Source organism: Paenibacillus sp. S150 (assembly GCF_019352175.1).
Classification (GTDB): Bacteria; Bacillota; Bacilli; order Paenibacillales; family Paenibacillaceae; genus Paenibacillus_AQ.
On the sequence record NZ_JACBYI010000043.1, the window covers coordinates 36,136 to 52,722 of the forward strand.

The window sequence follows — 16,587 nt, forward strand, 5'->3', positions numbered from 1 at the left end:
AGAGCTCATGCCAAAATTTCTGCAAAGACGCTGGCACGGCTATCATACCGTCTGGGCGTTTATGCTGCTGCTGCTGCTGATTATAGTAGTCAGTATCTATAACTGGGTTATTGGTGTGGCAAGTCTGTTTCTGGCCGGCACCCTCTGCTTCTCCATGCTGCAGGCGGAGCTTTCGTTCCGCCGAAATCTGGTGGACTACATTAACGGGCTGTCCTTTCGCATCAAGCGGGTTGAGGGTGAAGCGGTCAGCATGCTTCCGCTCGGCATTATCCTGTACAGCGAGGACCGGAAGGTTGAATGGAACAACCGCAGCGCCGCCGAGATATTTTCCCGCAAGTCCTTGGTAGGAGAGGAAATCGAGGAGCTGCTGCCTGACATTGCGCCTTCACTGGCCGGCAGTGTGCCGGTTAAGCGGGAAGCAGCCAAGGAGAATGCACTGAAGGATGTCCGTCAGGAAATTACAGTGGATGACCGTTATTATCAGGTGGTTGCAATTCCTGGCGAGCGGCTGCTGTACTTGTATGACATCACCGAGCTTGTTGTGCTGCGTGAACGCTACGAGGAGGAGAAGCTCGCCATCGGCATTGTGATGATGGATAATGTCGATGAGGCGGCTCAAGGCATGGATGATCAGCAGCGCACCTCGCTGATTGCCAAGGTAGCCAGTGAGATTACGGAGTGGAGCAAGCAGTTTGAAGTGTACCTGCGCCGGTTGTCCTCGGAGCGGTATCTCATGCTGCTTAATCACCGCAGCCTGCAGGCGCTTGAGGAGAGCCGGTTCGTGATTCTGGATGAGGTGCGGGAAATGACTGCGGATCTCAAGGTGCCGATGACGCTGAGCATCGGGCTGGCCTATGGTTCGGAATCGGCCAGTGAGCTGGGTGCGCTGGCGCAGTCCAGCCTGGATATGGCACTTGGCCGGGGCGGAGATCAGGCTGCCGTTAAGGCAGGCCAGCGGCTGTCCTTCTATGGCGGCAAGAGCAATGCCGCAGAGAAGCGCACAAGAGTGCGGGCCCGTGTGATTGCCCACGCCCTGCGTGATCTGATGCAGGAAAGCGACCGGGTCCTGATTATGGGCCACCGGACGCCGGATATCGACGCTGTAGGGGCGGCAATCGGTCTGCTCAAGGCAGCGCAGATGTACAACGTGGAAGCCCACATTGTGATGGAGACCCCGAATCCTTCCATCACACGCATGATGGAGCAGATCCGCCGGGATGAGGAACTGAATAAGTCCTTTATCTCTACGGAGCAATCGCTGCAGATCATGACGGAGCATACGCTGCTGATTGTAGTGGATACCCATAAGGCGTCGATGACGATGGAGCCGCGGCTGGTGCAGCGGGCCAGCCGGATTGTGGTTGTTGACCATCACCGCAGAGGCGAGGAGTTCATCAATGACGCTGTACTGGTCTACCTGGAGCCTTATGCCTCCTCCACCTGTGAGCTGGTTACGGAGCTGCTGCAGTATATTCATGACAAAATCAGGCTAAGCCCGCTGGAAGCCACGATGCTGCTTGCCGGAATTACGGTGGATACGAAGCATTTTGCGCTGCACACGGGGTCGCGCACTTTTGAAGCAGCAGGATTTCTCCGGCGGGTCGGTGCAGATACGATTCTGATTCAGCGCATGCTGAAGGAGGATCTGCAAGAGTATATATCCAAGGCGGAAATTATCAAACACGCCCGGATGGTGTATGATCATATAGCCCTGGTCGTGACGGCCCCGGGAATGAAAATTCCGCAGCTGCTGATTGCCCAGACCGCGGATACGCTGCTGGGCATGACGAACGTGGTGGCTTCATTCGTCATCAGCGAGCGGCCTGACGGTCTTATCGGCATCAGCGCCCGGTCACTCGGGCGGATGAACGTGCAGGTGGTTATGGAAAAGCTTGGAGGGGGCGGACATTTGTCCAATGCCGCCGTACAGCTGGAAGGAACATGCAAGGAAGCAGAAGCCAGACTGCTTGCAGTGCTGGCCGAAATTGAAGCGAAAGAGGGGCTGTTCGAATGAAGGTCATTTTCATAAAAGATGTTAAGGGTCAGGGCAAAAAAGGGCAAATCAAAGAGGTATCAGAAGGTTATGCAGCCAACTTCCTGCTGCCGCGCGGATTGGTTCGCCCGGCAACCGAAGGCAATGTGAAAACCCTTGAGAATCAGGCGGCTGCCGAACAGCGCCGCAAGGATCAGGAGAAAGAGGAAGCCTTGCAGCTGGGCAGGAAGCTGGACGAGCTGACGCTTACGCTGAAAGCCAAAGCCGGTGAAGGCGGCCGGTTGTTCGGTGCCATTACAAGCAAACAAATCGGTGAAACTCTGGCAGCAACCCAGGGCATCTCGATTGATAAGCGCAAAATCGAACTGGCTGATCCGATCCGCCATCTGGGGACATTTCAGGTGACGGTGAAGCTGCATACCGAAGTAAAGGCTAACCTTACGGTTCAGGTAACGGAGGAGTAAGATGGGTGGAGATCTCTTTTTCGATCGGATTCCCCCGCAGAATCTGGAGGCGGAGCAGGCCGTAATCGGCGCTGTCCTCCTGCAGGATGAAGCGCTGATTACCGCGATGGAGCGGGTGAATACCGAAGACTTCTACGATAAACCGCATCAGATGATCTTTGAAGCGATGGTGCAGCTCGGAGAAGAGAGCCAGCCGATTGATCTGGTTACACTGACGTCCAGACTGCAGGACAAGGGACAGCTTGAGGATATCGGCGGTGTCAGCTATTTGGCTAAGCTGGCACATGCGGTTCCGACTGCAGCGAACGTGGATTACTACGCACAGATTATTGAAGAGAAGGCGATGCTGCGGCGTCTCATCCGTACAGCAACGCAGATTGTCAGTGAAGGTTATACAGGCGGCGAAGATGTAGCCAACATGCTGAGCGATGCCGAGCGGCGGATTCTGGAAATCTCCAACCGCCGCAGCGGCAGCGGATTTATTGCCATCCGTGATGTGCTCATGCAGGTGTTCGACCGCGTAGAGATGCTGCATCAGAACAAGGGTGGCACTTCAGGGATTCCTACCGGCTTCGCCGACCTTGACCATATGACCAACGGCTTTCAGCGGAATGACCTGATTATTGTGGCAGCCCGCCCTTCCGTAGGGAAAACGGCGTTTGCGCTGAATATTGCCCAGAATGTGGCGGTTCGGGCCAAAGAGACCGTAGCTATTTTCAGTCTGGAAATGTCGGCGCCGCAGCTGGTTCAGCGTATGATCTGCGCGGAAGCCAACCTGGATGCCAACATTATGCGTACCGGTGAATTCAAAAGTGACGATGACTGGTCGAAGCTGACGATGGGAATTCAATCTTTGTCGGAAGCGGAAATTTATATTGATGATACTCCGGGGGTTACGGTTACGGATATCCGGGCAAAATGCCGCAGGCTGAAAAAGGAAAAGGGCCTCGGGATGATTGTCATCGACTATTTGCAGCTCATTCAGGGTCGCGGCAAGAGCGGTGAGAACCGCCAGCAGGAAGTGTCGGAGATTTCCCGTACACTGAAGCAGATTGCCCGGGAACTGGATGTGCCGGTCATTGCCCTGTCCCAGCTCAGCCGTGGTGTGGAGCAGCGCCAGGATAAACGTCCGATGATGAGTGACCTTCGTGAATCCGGTTCGATTGAGCAGGATGCTGATATTGTGGCTTTCCTGTACCGTGACGATTACTATAACCAGGATACCGAGAAGAAAAATATCATCGAAATTATTATAGCCAAACAGCGTAATGGTCCTGTAGGCACCGTAGAGCTTGTGTTCCTGAAAAATTTCAACAAGTTCGTTAACTACGAGCGTGCCCATAATGAACCGTTTGCAGGTTAGGCAGTTTTCGCACAATATCCGAACGATCACGCATTTCCTTGTGAGATCGTTCGTTTTTGTTTGACTTTAAAAAGTACCGCTGTTACACTGGTTATTGTGCTTTAGCGGGTTAAACCGCTGGGCGCCCGGAGGGCTGCGTACATAAGAAGCGCGTACAGAGCCCATATTATGAAAAATAATGGTGCTAAAGCAGCACCTACGGAGGAATGAACATGTCAACGGTAGTCGTCGTGGGAACACAATGGGGAGACGAAGGCAAAGGCAAGATCACGGATTTTCTGGCAGAGAGCGCAGATGTGGTCGCCCGGTATCAAGGGGGTAACAATGCCGGTCACACGATTCTGATTGACGGGAAGAAGTTCAAGCTGAGCTTGATTCCATCAGGAGTATTTTACAAAGAGAAGACTTGTGTCATCGGCAATGGAATGGTTATTAATCCAGAAGCGCTGATTCAAGAGATTAATTATATTCATGAAAACGGTTTTGACACCAAAAATCTGGTGATCAGTGACCGTGCCCATGTTATCATGCCATATCATATGCTGCTGGATGCACTGGAGGAAGACCGCAAGGGTCCGAACAAAATTGGCACCACACGCAAGGGCATTGGCCCGGCCTATATGGATAAGGCTGCCCGTAACGGTATCCGTATTGCCGATCTGATGGACGCAGAGGAATTCGAGCTGAGACTGCGCCACTTAATGGAAGAAAAGAATCAGGTGATCACTCAGGTCTACGGAGCGGAAGCACTGGATGTGGAAGAAATACTGGCTAAATACCTGGAATATGCGGAAATACTCCGCAGCTATGTTACAGACACCTCTGTAGTGCTGAATGAGGCAATTGATGCCGAATCCAGAGTGCTGTTCGAAGGCGCGCAAGGCGTGATGCTTGATATCGACCAAGGAACTTATCCATTCGTTACTTCATCCAACCCGTCGGCAGGCGGCGTCTGCATCGGTTCCGGTGTAGGACCTTCCAAGATTAAGCAGGTTATTGGTGTGGCCAAGTCTTACACAACACGTGTCGGAGATGGTCCGTTCCCAACCGAGCTGAACGACTCCATCGGTGATTATATCCGTGAGACCGGGCATGAATACGGTACTGTAACTGGACGCGCCCGCCGCGTAGGCTGGTTCGACAGTGTAGTGGTGCGTCATGCACGCCGTGTCAGCGGAATTACCGGCCTGTCTCTGAACTCGCTGGATGTGCTCAGCGGCTTGGAAACCGTGAAGATATGCACGGGCTATAAATACCGCGGGGAGGTCATCACCCATTATCCGGCGAGTCTGAAAATGCTGGCTGAATGCGAAGCCGTCTATGAAGAGCTGCCGGGCTGGAGCGAGGATATTACTTCTGCGAAGACCCTGGACGATTTGCCGGTAAATACCCGCAAATATGTAGAACGGGTGTCGGAGCTTACGGGCATTCCGATCTCGATTTTCTCCGTGGGGCGCAACCGTGAGCAAACCAACCAGGTGCTGCCGGTCTATATCTAGGCTGATTATAAATTAATTCCTTGGGGGGCCTCTTTTGAGGCTCCTTTTTAAAAAGATAAGAATTTATATGTTTCACTCTAAAAATTAGTTTTATCTTTCTCGCTGAAACGGATACCGTCCTTATAAGGACGGTCCGTTTCTACTTGGTTAGTTTTAACTATCCAACGTTTCTCTGGCAGCGTTCTAGTCAATACTGGAAGAATAGAAGGAACATAGGCCTGATTCTCCAGAGATTGGCAATGAACAGAAGCAAGGGAGAGATGAAGATGAGAATCGTAAAACGCATGCTTGCCGTCTGCCTGATTGTGGTGCTTGCCAGTGCACTTTCTATTCTGACTACAGCCTTCGTAGTCAATACGTATATCCAGTCGGTACTGGCAAGCTTTGATATCAAGCTGGATGCCCCGGAGCCGGGAATTGGCGGATTCGTGAAAAGTCTGACCGGAATGAATTCCAAAGCTGCCGCCACCGATACGGAAGACAAAGGCGCTGCAACACCGGATACCCGGGAGGCGGATACAAGCGGTACGGGCGGAACAGACAGCGATGGGAAAGCTGTGGAAGAAGAGGTTCCCGAGGATGCTCTGCCAGTAATGGGGGAAGCGTCCAGCAGCGGAGACCAGAGCGGAGGTGCGCTTGACCAGCAGTTGGTCATGACCCCGGAAGCGATGCGGGATTTGAAGGAAAACCTGCCAACCGACGAAAAAACCAATATTTTCAATATTTTGATGACCAAGCTGCCTCAGGAAGAAATGCAAAAAATATCCGCGGCTATGGAGGATGGACTTACGGAGGGTGAAGTCAAGGAGCTGCAGCAGGTTATAGCAAAATATGTCGATCAAGAGGAATATGAGGCATTGATGAAAATGCTTACACCGGATGTTAATGACAGCTCACAAAATTGAAAATTGTCACTTTTTGGACACGAGAAGGCTGTTTAAACATCATAATTTTGGAATAAACCCGCGAATTTCGCGGGTTTTGTCATGCATGGAAAGTTGAAATTTTTCTACCGGCTGTGGTACAGTAAAAAAGGATTAAAAGGGGTTAATTTTTTGTAACCTTTTTCGGGTATCTGACAACATGATCATTCATACTAACGCAAATAGAAAAATAGATGAAGCAGCATATATAAAAGGGGACGTATAACAAAGCTTGGCCGCTCTAAGCGGTATGAATGGGCGGACTGAAAGGGAGAGTTTCATGAAGGGATTTAAGTTCATGCACCGGATGGGGAAGCTGCGGAGCAATGAAGAGCATTCCGCAGAATTCGGGGCAGCAGCTCAACAGGGCAGCGATGCCGCTAGCGAAACTAATGTCTTTCATCCGGAAACCAAACCCAGGAAATTACGGCGCTCCTGGATTGCGGCTTCTGCGGGTCTGGCGCTGCTGGGTGCCTTTCTGGTCGGAGCCGAGAAGAGGTATGTGACTGCCAATACAGTAACTTACTACAAGGTTCTGGTGAAGGGCGAGGAGATCGGAAAGATTAGCCAGAAATCGGAGCTGGATCAGCTGTTCGAGCAAAAGCGGCAGGAATATCAGCTGAAGTATCCCGACTCGGTGATGGTCCTGCAAACGGACGGCATATCCACAGAAGCGGAAAAGGCCTTTAAACCTGAGATCGACAGCAGCGCGACTCTGGACAAGCTGGATGGCATGCTTAAGGCTTATGCGGTAGGCGTGCAATTGACCGTGGATGGAGAGGTGCTTGGCATTGTCAAGGATCAGGAGACCGCAGCTGCGGTGCTGAATGGCGTCAAGAACCATTATCTGCCGGAGGCGGAAGCTTCCGCAGGAGCCGAGCTCAAGAAAATGTCAGCTTCAAGTTCGGCCAAAGCACCGGCTGCAGATACCGTAGAATCGGCTGCAATCCGCGAGCAGGTGGCCATTGTACCGGTCAAAGCCGATCCGAACAAAGTCTTAAGCGTGGATGAGGCCGTCAAGGCGCTTACCGAGGGCAAGGAGGAGCCGCTGCTCTACACGGTGCAGGAAGGCGATACGATTTCCGGTATAGCCAAGCTGTATGATACGACGCAGGCTGAAATCTTCAAGAACAATCCTACGGTCAAGGAATTGACCCTGCAAATCGGCGACACCCTGCAATTGACGGTACCGCAGGCGCCGCTGACTGTTGTTACTGTAGAACAGGTTGAGGAGCAGGTTGTCACCGAGCCTGAAGTGATTATACGTACAAGCGATCAGCTTGCCGCCGGCAAGAGCAAGGTGGTCCGTCCGGGGCAGACGGGTCTCAAAACGATGCAGTACCGTTTAACCAAGGAGAATGGCCTGGTCGTCAAGGAAGAATGGCTGGGGCAGACGGTGATTAAGGCTTCGCTGCCGGAAGTGGTGTACCAGGGGACGAAGGTAGTCGGAGAAGGGACAGGGAAGTTCGCCTGGCCGGTGAGCGGGGCGTCGATTACCAGCAGCTATGGCGAGCGTTGGGGCCGCGTACATAAAGGCGTGGATCTGGTATCCGGAAACCGTACGATCAAAGCAGCCGATGCCGGCACCGTCAGCTTCGCCGGTGTACAGAGCGGTTACGGCAACGTAGTTATCGTGGATCATCATAATGGTTATGTCACGTATTACGGCCATCTGAGCAGTATCTCAGTCTCCGCGGGGCAAAAGCTTGAACAGGGCGCACAAATCGGAATCATGGGCAGCACCGGGCGATCAACCGGGACGCATCTGCATTTTGAAATCCGCAAAAACGGGGGTGCGCTCAACCCTATGAAGTATCTGCAATAATTTATATTTAAGCCAAGCCGTCCGGATAATTTGGGCGGCTTTTTTTTCGGAAATGACAAGAATGCGCCCCGCAGGATGTGACGCCAGGACAGGTATGTTAAAATAAGAGAATCAATGCTAAGTATGGTTAGAAAGGTGAAGCGGAGCATATGCAGATGGGGACGATTCTGGTAGTAGACGATGAACAGCCTATTGCTGATATATTGAAATTCAATTTGGAAAAAGAGGGCTATGAGGTGATCTGCGCCTTTGACGGCAACAGTGCAGTAGAGCTGGCATTGTCCAAACGGCCGGATCTGATGCTGCTTGATCTTATGCTTCCAGGCAAGGACGGCATGGATGTCTGCCGTGAGGTGCGTTCCGCGCATCTGGATATCCCAATCATTATGCTTACCGCCAAGGACGGGGAGATTGACAAGGTGCTGGGCCTGGAGCTTGGCGCGGATGATTATGTGACCAAGCCGTTCAGTACGCGGGAGCTGCTGGCAAGGGTCAAAGCGCAAATGCGGCGCCAGCAAAAACCGGTCCTCTCGGAAGCGGTCAATGAACCGCTGGAAAGCAAGCAGGGCGTACACCATTTTGGCCTTTTTGTGGATACCGACATGTATATGGTTTACAAGGAAGGCGAACCGCTTGATCTGACGCACCGTGAGTATGAGCTGCTCTACTATATGATTCGACACGCCGGCAAGGTGATGACCCGGGAGCATTTGCTGCAGGCCGTATGGGGCTTCGAGTATTTCGGGGATGTGCGGACCGTTGATGTGACGATCCGCCGTCTGAGAGAGAAAATTGAGGAGAATCCCAGTAAGCCGGAATATATTTTTACCCGGCGCGGACTTGGTTATTTAATGCATAGCCCCAAAAGCGGAGGGTTGTGATGAAGGGACTGTCCTTTTTCCGGACGATACAGGCCAAGCTTATTATTATTTATGTGCTGCTGATTCTGATCGCCATGCAGCTGATCGGTGTGTACTTTGTCAGCTCAATGAAAAATTCACTGACCGATAATTTCACCAAAGATCTCAAGGCGCGGGCGGAGATGCTCTCGATTCTGACAGCGGACAAATTCGGCAGCGAGGCCGGGACGGCAGATGAAGAAAATACTGTGGAGAGCCTGCGCGGCATGGTCAACAATCTGTATATCAATGGCGCCGAAATCCAGGTACTGGATGCAAGCGGCAAGATTATCACCACCTCGGTGCCTTCGCAGAATGATTATGTGGGCCAGCGCAACACGCAGACGGTAGTCAGCCGCGCCCTGCAGGGGATCAGCGATAACGAGGAGTATATCATCGCCGATGATAATGTGCGTAAAAAGGTAGTTGCGAAGCCGGTGCTTTCCGGGGACAAAGTTGTAGGGGCGATCTATATTGCTGCGGATATGAAGGATCTGTATGCCACCATGGGCCGAATCAACAGCGTATTTCTCTCCGGGCTGCTGCTGGCGCTGGCATTGACGGCTGTCCTGGGCGTTATTCTGGCCCATACAATCACGCATCCGATCAAGGAAATGACCCGTCACGCCACAGCGGTGGCTGAAGGGCGCTTCAACCGCAAGATGCCGGTCTTCGGCAACGATGAGATTGGCCAGCTAAGCCAGGCTTTTAATTATATGACCGGAAGACTCCGGGAGGCTTTATCCCAGAATGAGGAGGAGAAGGAGAAGCTGGCCTCCATTCTGGCGAATATGAGCGATGGGGTGGTAGCCACCGATGAGAGCGGCGGGGTCATTCTAATGAATACCCGGGCAGCACATATGCTGGGTTCGGAAGGCCCGCTGCCCGAGGGTGCCCCCCTTGATGAGCTGCTGGGCCTGGATCATGAGCAGTCCGGGTCGCTGGCCCGGGGCAACGCCCAGTCCGCAATGCTTCATCTCTCTCCGATAGGGGGCGGGGACCCCAACATTGTGCGGGTTACCTTCACCCCGATTCACCGCCGGGGAGGCGGGGGGATCGCGGGTACGATTGCAGTCCTGCAGGATGTTACGGAGCAGGAAAATCTGGAGGAGTCCCGCCGCGAGTTCGTAGCGAATGTGTCGCATGAGCTGCGGACGCCGCTTACAACGATCAAAAGCTATGTCGAAGCGCTGGATGACGGCGCACTTGAAGATCCGCAGCTTGCCGTGCGGTTCGTTGGGGTTATCCGCAATGAGACGGAGCGCATGATCCGCCTTGTGACCGACCTGCTGCATCTCTCGCGCCTGGACTCGAAGGAATCCAGCCTGCGCATTCAGCAGACGGATATCTCCGAGATGCTGGAGGATGTGGCCGACCGCTTCTCCTTTCAAATCCGCCAGAAGCGGATTCATATCAGCACCAGAGTCCGCAAGGAGGTGGCGAGCGCCTGGCTTGACCGCGATCAAATTGATCAGGTGCTGGGCAATCTGGTCTCCAATGCGCTGAAGTATACGCCGGAAGGCGGAGCGATTCAATTGGAGGCGCTGAAGAATGAAGAGGGAATGCTGGCGGTTTCAGTCCGGGATTCCGGGATCGGAATTCCCAAGAAGGACATCGAGCGAATCTTTGAGCGTTTCTACAGGGTGGACAAGGCCCGCTCACGCAATATGGGGGGCACCGGCCTGGGCCTGTCCATTGCCCGGGAAATTGTCAAAGCGCACGGCGGCTCGATTACCCTGCAATCGGAGCTTAATGAGGGCTCACTGGTCACCTTTACACTGCCTTTGAAGCAGGAAGGGGGGAGTGGGTCATGAAGGAAAAAGTGAAGTCTTGGATTCTCGCGCTGCTCGTTTTTGGAAGTCTTGTAGAAAGCTATTATCTGATCTACCGGCTGCCGGGCAGCGATTCAGCGGTAATGTCGGAAAATCTGTATGTGAAGACGGATAATATGGGCCCGGAGGAGAAAGTGGAAAACATGCTCTATCCCGATAAAATGATCATTCATATGGGAGAAAGCAGGCATACCCTTTTTTATCCCAATACCACCTTCTATAATCTCATCCTCAACCGGCTGAAGGGGCGCAGCTTTGAGAGCTTTCAGCGGCGGTCGGTGCAGGATTTCGACTGGGATAAAATCCGGAATGAAAATCCGGGCATTGAGCTGTCTTTCGGTGCAGGCATCCCGGTAACACTGCTGCAGCGGGTGATGCAGCTGTCACCGGATTCGCTGTTTGAGGGGGAAAGCATCGACCGGATCTGGATTTACAATATTAAAAATGATTCCAAAGCGCATGCCATCTTTTTCAGTACCCGGGGTGATATTGTATATGAAGCGGCCAAGGCCGACCTCACTGTGCAGGATGTGCAGCAGCATGTGGATTTTGGCAAAGACCTGATTAATTATACAGCGGTGAACGGCGATTACTATGTGCCCGCAGCCCAAATCCCGATGGTTGAAGTGGAAATGCCTTCAGGCTTGTATACCATTCAGCAAATGCAGAGCAATCTCTTTTTTGATTCGGGAAGCACCAGATATATTCCTGAAAAGGACGGTTCGGAGATTTATACTGACAGCAAACGCAGTCTGCAGGTGGATCAGGAACAGAACTGGATGAGCTACAGCGATCCGGCCGCCCTTCCGGCCGGAGAGAGCACGCCGGCCAAGGATGCCCTGGAGGCCGTTGATTTTGTCAATGAGCACGGAGGCTGGAACGGAACATACCGGCTTGCGGCAACCGAAGAGGGCAGGCAGGAGCGCAAGGTTTCTTTTCAACAGTTCTATGGCTCTTCTCCTTATGGTTCGTATCCGATTATCAGCCGGCTTCAGCTGCAGTACGGGGTGATTAATCTGGAGCTGCAGCAAGGGACGGTCTCCTCCTATGAGCGCTCGCTGATGTTTGTGGATGAAGCTAAGGCGGTGAAGAAAATTGTGGAGCTGTCATTTGGAGAAAAGCTGGAGAGCCAATTGGCGCAGATCAGCCAGACTTCCGGGGTGCAGGATCTGACTCCGGCTTATGTGCCCGCAATAAAGGGAGACATGCTTCAATTGGTTCCGGTGTGGCGGGTTACGCTTAATGATGGAACCGTGCTTACGTTGAATTAGGAGAGATAACTGCTTATACAACTTTGAGGAGGGGAAGGTATGGATTGGGGAAGAGCAAAAAACGTGCTGATTTACGCCTTTCTGGTGCTGAATCTGCTGCTGTGCTACCAGCTGTGGATTGATCTGCGCGATCAGGCCAGCGCCAACCTTGATTTCACCTCCTTGTCCCAGGAAACGCAAGCTGTCATGGAAGAAAAGGACATCCGGGTGCTGTGCCCCATTCCGGCTGCCACGCCGCAGCTGCCGGATATTACTTATCATTACTCCGGCGAGGAGCAGAACGAACCTCCTGTAGAGCTTAAGGAGCCGATAGACAGCAAGCTGATCTATTCCTCGTTCGCTGAGCTCAGCAGCGCGCTGCAGGACCAGATCCCGGATATTGCCAATTACCGCTTCGATTCACAGGAGAGCGAGGTTGGCAAGTCCGTGCTCCATCCGCTCGTGGATAAAAAATGGTCGCTGTTCCGAGTCAGGCTGGAGCTGATCAACAGTGATCAGAAGATTGTGGCCTACCGCTGGCCCAAGATTGAGATTGTAGCCGGCAGCAGCGAAAATGTACAGAAGGTACTGCCGGCCTCGCAGGCGCTCAGCAGCCTGATCGAGAAATATTTTCCGGCGAATTCTGTAGTCAAGGAGATTGAGCTGGGGTATTACGGGGAGCTGTTCAATTCCGAAAGCCAGGTAGCCTCGCCGATGTGGCGGTTCATGCTGGAGAATGGCAATGCCTATTATGTGGATGCCATTAGTGCGGACATTATCAGTCCGAAGACAACAGAGTAAAGGGAGCAGGAGAGAGAGATGGGAATATCATTTACAGTGCTGTCCAGCGGTTCTACCGGGAATGTGACAGTGGTGCGCAACGGGGAGACAACGCTGATGATCGACGCGGGGCTCAGCGCGAAGCGGATTGATGAGCTGCTGGCTATGCGTGAGCTGGCAGGAGAGGATATCGACGGAATTCTGATTACGCATGAGCATTCCGATCATATTAAGGGACTAGGGGCCATGGCGCGCAAATACGATCTCCCGATCTACGCCAACACCAACACCTGGCAGGCGATTGAGAAGGGCATCGGCAGGATTGCCGAGCAGAACCGGGTCATTCTGGAGACCGGCCAGTACAGGGACTTCGGCAGCCTGCGTGTGGAGTCGTTCGCGATCTCGCATGACGCTGAGGAGCCGGTGGGCTATAACTTTTATGATGGTAAAGAAAAGCTTTGCGTGGCGACGGATTTGGGGTATGTCAGCGATAAGGTGCGCACAGCGATTTCGGATGCCGATGTGCTTGTGCTGGAGGCCAATCATGATATTGAAATGCTGAGAATGGGACGCTACCCATGGAACACCAAGCGGCGGATTCTTGGCGATCTGGGCCATTTATCCAATGAGGCGGCAGGTGCGGCACTGAGCGAAATTCTTACGGGGCGGACCAAACGCACCTATCTGGCACACCTGAGCCGGGACCACAATATGATGGACTTAGCCAAAATGTCAGTGCGAGGGGCGATGGAAGACCGGGGCTGTTTTTTCAGAGATAGTGAATTCAGGCTTTGCGATACTTTCTATGACCGCCCTACGCCATGGGATAGGGTGAGCCAGTCATAAGCCGGTCCACCTCCGCGATTTTATGCTCCAGTTCCTGGCGCGAAAAGAGGCCCTTATCAATCAGCAGCTCAATCATGGCACTTTGGACAAGCACCAGATGATAGTGTTCATCCTTAAGATCACCCAGCTTGCCGATAAACTGCACCAGGTCCATGCTGGCCGAAAAAGATTCCATAGTACACTCCTCCTTAAAGTTTGGTAAGCATCTAGAGCTATTTCGGCAAAGCTAACTTCGGAAGCATCAGGCTGAATTGTAATGGCCGTCAAAGCATGAATAAATTTACATTAATTTTACGGCAGAAAAAACGCGGTGTGGCATCTGCCTGTGATACAATCAATTAGTAAGAACCGATGGGCATCTACATCCATCCATTTCTATTATTGTAGTCTTTTAGGCTGCAAAATATTCCTGCTAAGCAGCAACGTTTAATGCTAGGTTGCAAGAATAGGAGATTCTGTACGCTTACCTCCGCACTTATGTGATGAATAAATAAAATGAAACCTTTTGGCGCTTCCTGGAGTCTAAGAGAAGATGAGATAAGCTCGGACGTGGTTGCTTGGCGTTCAGGTCTTGAATGCAGCAGCATTAGAGGGGAGAGGATGTAGCGGTGGGACTGTTTGACGATGATTTCTATTCAACGAAAGTATCACGGCGAAGAAGAAGCAAGCAAGGTGCCTCAAGTGCGCCGGGCGGGTATAAATGGCCCCGCAGATCGCGGAGGAGCCTGGCCACCTGGCAGGTAGCCATGATCTGCTCCATAGTCAGTGCTGTGACGGCCGTGCTTCTGTTCAGTCTGGTGACGGGACAGCTGACCCGCGAGAAAGCCGCCTCACCTGCGGTCATTGACAAGGTTGCTGCAAGCAGCGGTGATCCCTATGATCGTATTATTCAGGCTGCAGCCCTTGTTCGCCCAGCGGTAGTAAGCATTATTAATCATAAGGAAGACAACGAGGAGCTTAATATTCTCGATGAGTCGGCACTTGGATCGGGAGTTATCTATAAAAAGGACGACGGCAAGGCTTTTATCATTACAAATAATCATGTAATTGAAGGCGCAGGGAAGCTGGAGGTCGTTACGGTGGATGGGGAGACCCGCAAAGCAGCGCTGGTGGGAGCGGATAAGGTCAGTGATATTGCGGTGCTCTCCATTGACGCCAAAGGTATTAATACGATCGCCCAAATTGGAGATTCTTCTAAGCTGCGGCTGGGAGAGACCGTCATTGCCATCGGCAATCCTCTGGGTCTCGGGGATACGTTGACTTCCGGAATCGTCAGCTATACAGAGCGGACCATTCCCGTATCACTCAACCAGGATGGCGTGTATGACTGGGAGCAGGAGGTCATTCAGACCGATGCCGCAATCAATGAGGGCAACAGCGGCGGCGCTTTGGTAGATTTGGACGGCAAGGTGATCGGCATTAATACAATGAAGATCTCCGACACGGGCGTGGAAGGGCTTGGTTTCGCAATTCCGGCGAACCATGTGATGGAGGCGGCCGATGAGCTGGAAGCCAATGGGAAAATAGCCCGTTCCTACTTAGGGGTGTATTCGGTGGATCTGAATAATCCTTATGTACCGCTCGCTGAGGATCAGCGCAAGGAGCTGAATCTGCCTACCAGTGTGAAGGACGGGGTGGTCGTACTGGATGCGGTGGGACCGGCGAAGGCTGCAGGCCTCCAGTTCAACGATGTAATTACGAAGTTCAACAACCAGTCCATTACATCCACATTGTCATTGCGTAAATATCTCTACGATCATACCAAGATCGGGGATGAACTGAAGATTACTTTTTACCGCAATGGAGAAGTAAAGCAGATCACAGTAAAACTTCTTGAGAAGCCGGAGGAATAAAAGCTGTTTTCGCAGTATATAATATAGAGGCAGTCACGTGAAGGAAGCGGTTCGCACGCCCTTAATTTTTGTTGGATTTAAGGGCGGCGGCCGTTTCTAAGTTGTAAATAGGGGGTAAAAGATAACGTAGAGGCCAAAGAATTGGCTGACTTCACTACACTGGCAACCCTTACATTGGAAAGTTAACCTAATAAGTGAAAAAACGGAGAAATTCGGATGGGACAGCTTGCCTTTGTTATTGAGGTGTGGTAACATAAAAATAATCATACAATTGATACCTAATTCTCGTATTGAAAAGGGCTGTCAAATGGAGTACAACCTTTCTCAATGTGTGAATTTTTTCTTTGTTTGAAGATAAAAAGAACATATTAATTTAAATTTGTGGAGGTAACACACATGCAAACAGGTACAGTTAAATGGTTCAACGCAGAAAAGGGATTCGGTTTCATTGAAGTTGAAGGCGGAAGCGACGTATTCGTTCACTTCAGCGCAATTACTGGCGACGGCTTCAAAACTTTGGACGAAGGCCAACGCGTTGAATTCAACGTTGTTCAAGGCAACCGTGGACCACAAGCCGAAAACGTTGTAAAACTGTAATATAGAAGGTGCCGTCCCCGCTTATGAAAGATGGGACGGTCTTTTTTTAAAATATAAGGAGCGATATGCTTCATGCAATACCGATCCTTATATTACTCGTGAAACGGTTGCCGTCCTTAACATCAAGGACGGCAATGTCGTTTCTACTTGTCTGGATTCTCAACTTGTGCATAAAGGAAGGGAGGAACGGCAATGAACTACCGGAAGAAGCCTTTGGAGGAAGTACCGGAAGAAAATACCGCAATTTGGGCCTGCACCAACGATGGGTGCAATGGATGGATGAGGGATAATTTCGCATTTGAACATGCGCCTTCTTGTCCTCTCTGCCACTCTTCCATGGAGCGCAGCATGAAGATGCTGCCGCAGCTGCTCAATTCCAATGGCGATTTGAAATCGCTGAAGAAGGGTATTTCCATTACCTGACCAATGCCTTTATGAGTCAAGCTTTCTATAGAATACTGAA

At 51.9% G+C, this 16,587-nt stretch carries 15 protein-coding genes; 14 read left to right on the plus strand and 1 reads right to left on the minus strand.

Going from position 1 to position 16,587, the window contains the following annotated elements; translation table 11 throughout:
- The first annotated feature begins 7 nt into the window (after positions 1–7).
- From HYD27_RS26365 to HYD27_RS26415, 11 genes are all read left to right on the plus strand, one after another.
- On the plus strand, positions 8–2,014 hold the full coding sequence (locus tag HYD27_RS26365; RefSeq protein WP_219220208.1) for a DHH family phosphoesterase: 2,007 nt from the start codon (positions 8–10) through the stop codon (positions 2,012–2,014).
- On the plus strand, positions 2,011–2,457 hold the full coding sequence (gene rplI / locus HYD27_RS26370; RefSeq protein ID WP_219220210.1) for a 50S ribosomal protein L9: 447 nt from the start codon (positions 2,011–2,013) through the stop codon (positions 2,455–2,457). Before HYD27_RS26365 ends, rplI begins: the two co-directional genes overlap by 4 nt.
- 1 nt (position 2,458) lies before the next feature.
- Positions 2,459–3,820: a replicative DNA helicase gene (gene dnaB, locus HYD27_RS26375; protein WP_219220212.1), complete on the plus strand. Its 1,362-nt coding sequence runs from the start codon at positions 2,459–2,461 to the stop codon at positions 3,818–3,820.
- A 212-nt stretch (positions 3,821–4,032) separates the two neighbouring features.
- Positions 4,033–5,319 carry an adenylosuccinate synthase gene (locus HYD27_RS26380; RefSeq protein ID WP_219220214.1) on the plus strand — a complete coding sequence of 429 codons (1,287 nt, stop codon included), beginning with the start codon at positions 4,033–4,035 and terminating at the stop codon, positions 5,317–5,319.
- Positions 5,320–5,585: 266 nt separating this feature from the next.
- On the plus strand, positions 5,586–6,224 hold the full coding sequence (locus HYD27_RS26385; protein ID WP_219220215.1) for a hypothetical protein: 639 nt from the start codon (positions 5,586–5,588) through the stop codon (positions 6,222–6,224).
- Between the two features lie 298 nt (positions 6,225–6,522).
- A complete protein-coding gene (locus tag HYD27_RS26390) occupies positions 6,523–8,067 on the plus strand; it encodes a M23 family metallopeptidase (RefSeq protein ID WP_219220217.1) in 1,545 nt (514 codons plus the stop codon).
- 149 nt (positions 8,068–8,216) lie between these two features.
- The gene (yycF, locus tag HYD27_RS26395) at positions 8,217–8,948 is read left to right on the plus strand and encodes a response regulator YycF (RefSeq protein WP_219220219.1); all 732 of its coding nucleotides are present in this window, start codon (positions 8,217–8,219) and stop codon (positions 8,946–8,948) included.
- Positions 8,948–10,780 carry a cell wall metabolism sensor histidine kinase WalK gene (gene walK / locus HYD27_RS26400; RefSeq protein WP_219220221.1) on the plus strand — a complete coding sequence of 611 codons (1,833 nt, stop codon included), beginning with the start codon at positions 8,948–8,950 and terminating at the stop codon, positions 10,778–10,780. Before yycF ends, walK begins: the two co-directional genes overlap by 1 nt.
- Positions 10,777–12,069, plus strand: a complete 1,293-nt coding sequence (locus HYD27_RS26405) for a YycH family regulatory protein (RefSeq protein WP_219220222.1) — start codon at positions 10,777–10,779, stop codon at positions 12,067–12,069. Before walK ends, HYD27_RS26405 begins: the two co-directional genes overlap by 4 nt.
- A gap of 39 nt (positions 12,070–12,108) precedes the next feature.
- The gene (yycI, locus tag HYD27_RS26410) at positions 12,109–12,849 is read left to right on the plus strand and encodes a two-component system regulatory protein YycI (protein WP_219220225.1); all 741 of its coding nucleotides are present in this window, start codon (positions 12,109–12,111) and stop codon (positions 12,847–12,849) included.
- 18 nt (positions 12,850–12,867) lie between these two features.
- Complete coding sequence (locus HYD27_RS26415) at positions 12,868–13,674, plus strand: MBL fold metallo-hydrolase (protein WP_219220226.1); 807 nt, start codon at positions 12,868–12,870, stop codon at positions 13,672–13,674.
- On the opposite strand, the gene HYD27_RS26420 is transcribed toward HYD27_RS26415, so the two are convergent.
- Positions 13,643–13,849 carry a hypothetical protein gene (locus HYD27_RS26420; RefSeq protein ID WP_219220228.1) on the minus strand — a complete coding sequence of 69 codons (207 nt, stop codon included), beginning with the start codon at positions 13,847–13,849 and terminating at the stop codon, positions 13,643–13,645. The two genes, HYD27_RS26415 and HYD27_RS26420, sit on opposite strands and share 32 nt — an antisense overlap.
- A 433-nt stretch (positions 13,850–14,282) precedes the next feature.
- Between HYD27_RS26420 and HYD27_RS26425 the strand changes: the two genes are divergently transcribed.
- From HYD27_RS26425 to HYD27_RS26435, 3 genes are all read left to right on the plus strand, one after another.
- Positions 14,283–15,527, plus strand: a complete 1,245-nt coding sequence (locus HYD27_RS26425) for a S1C family serine protease (protein WP_219220230.1) — start codon at positions 14,283–14,285, stop codon at positions 15,525–15,527.
- A 396-nt stretch (positions 15,528–15,923) separates the two neighbouring features.
- The gene (locus HYD27_RS26430) at positions 15,924–16,124 is read left to right on the plus strand and encodes a cold-shock protein (protein ID WP_019914582.1); all 201 of its coding nucleotides are present in this window, start codon (positions 15,924–15,926) and stop codon (positions 16,122–16,124) included.
- Between the two features lie 192 nt (positions 16,125–16,316).
- A complete protein-coding gene (locus HYD27_RS26435) occupies positions 16,317–16,547 on the plus strand; it encodes a cold-shock protein (protein WP_219220232.1) in 231 nt (76 codons plus the stop codon).
- The last annotated feature ends 40 nt before the right edge of the window (positions 16,548–16,587 follow it).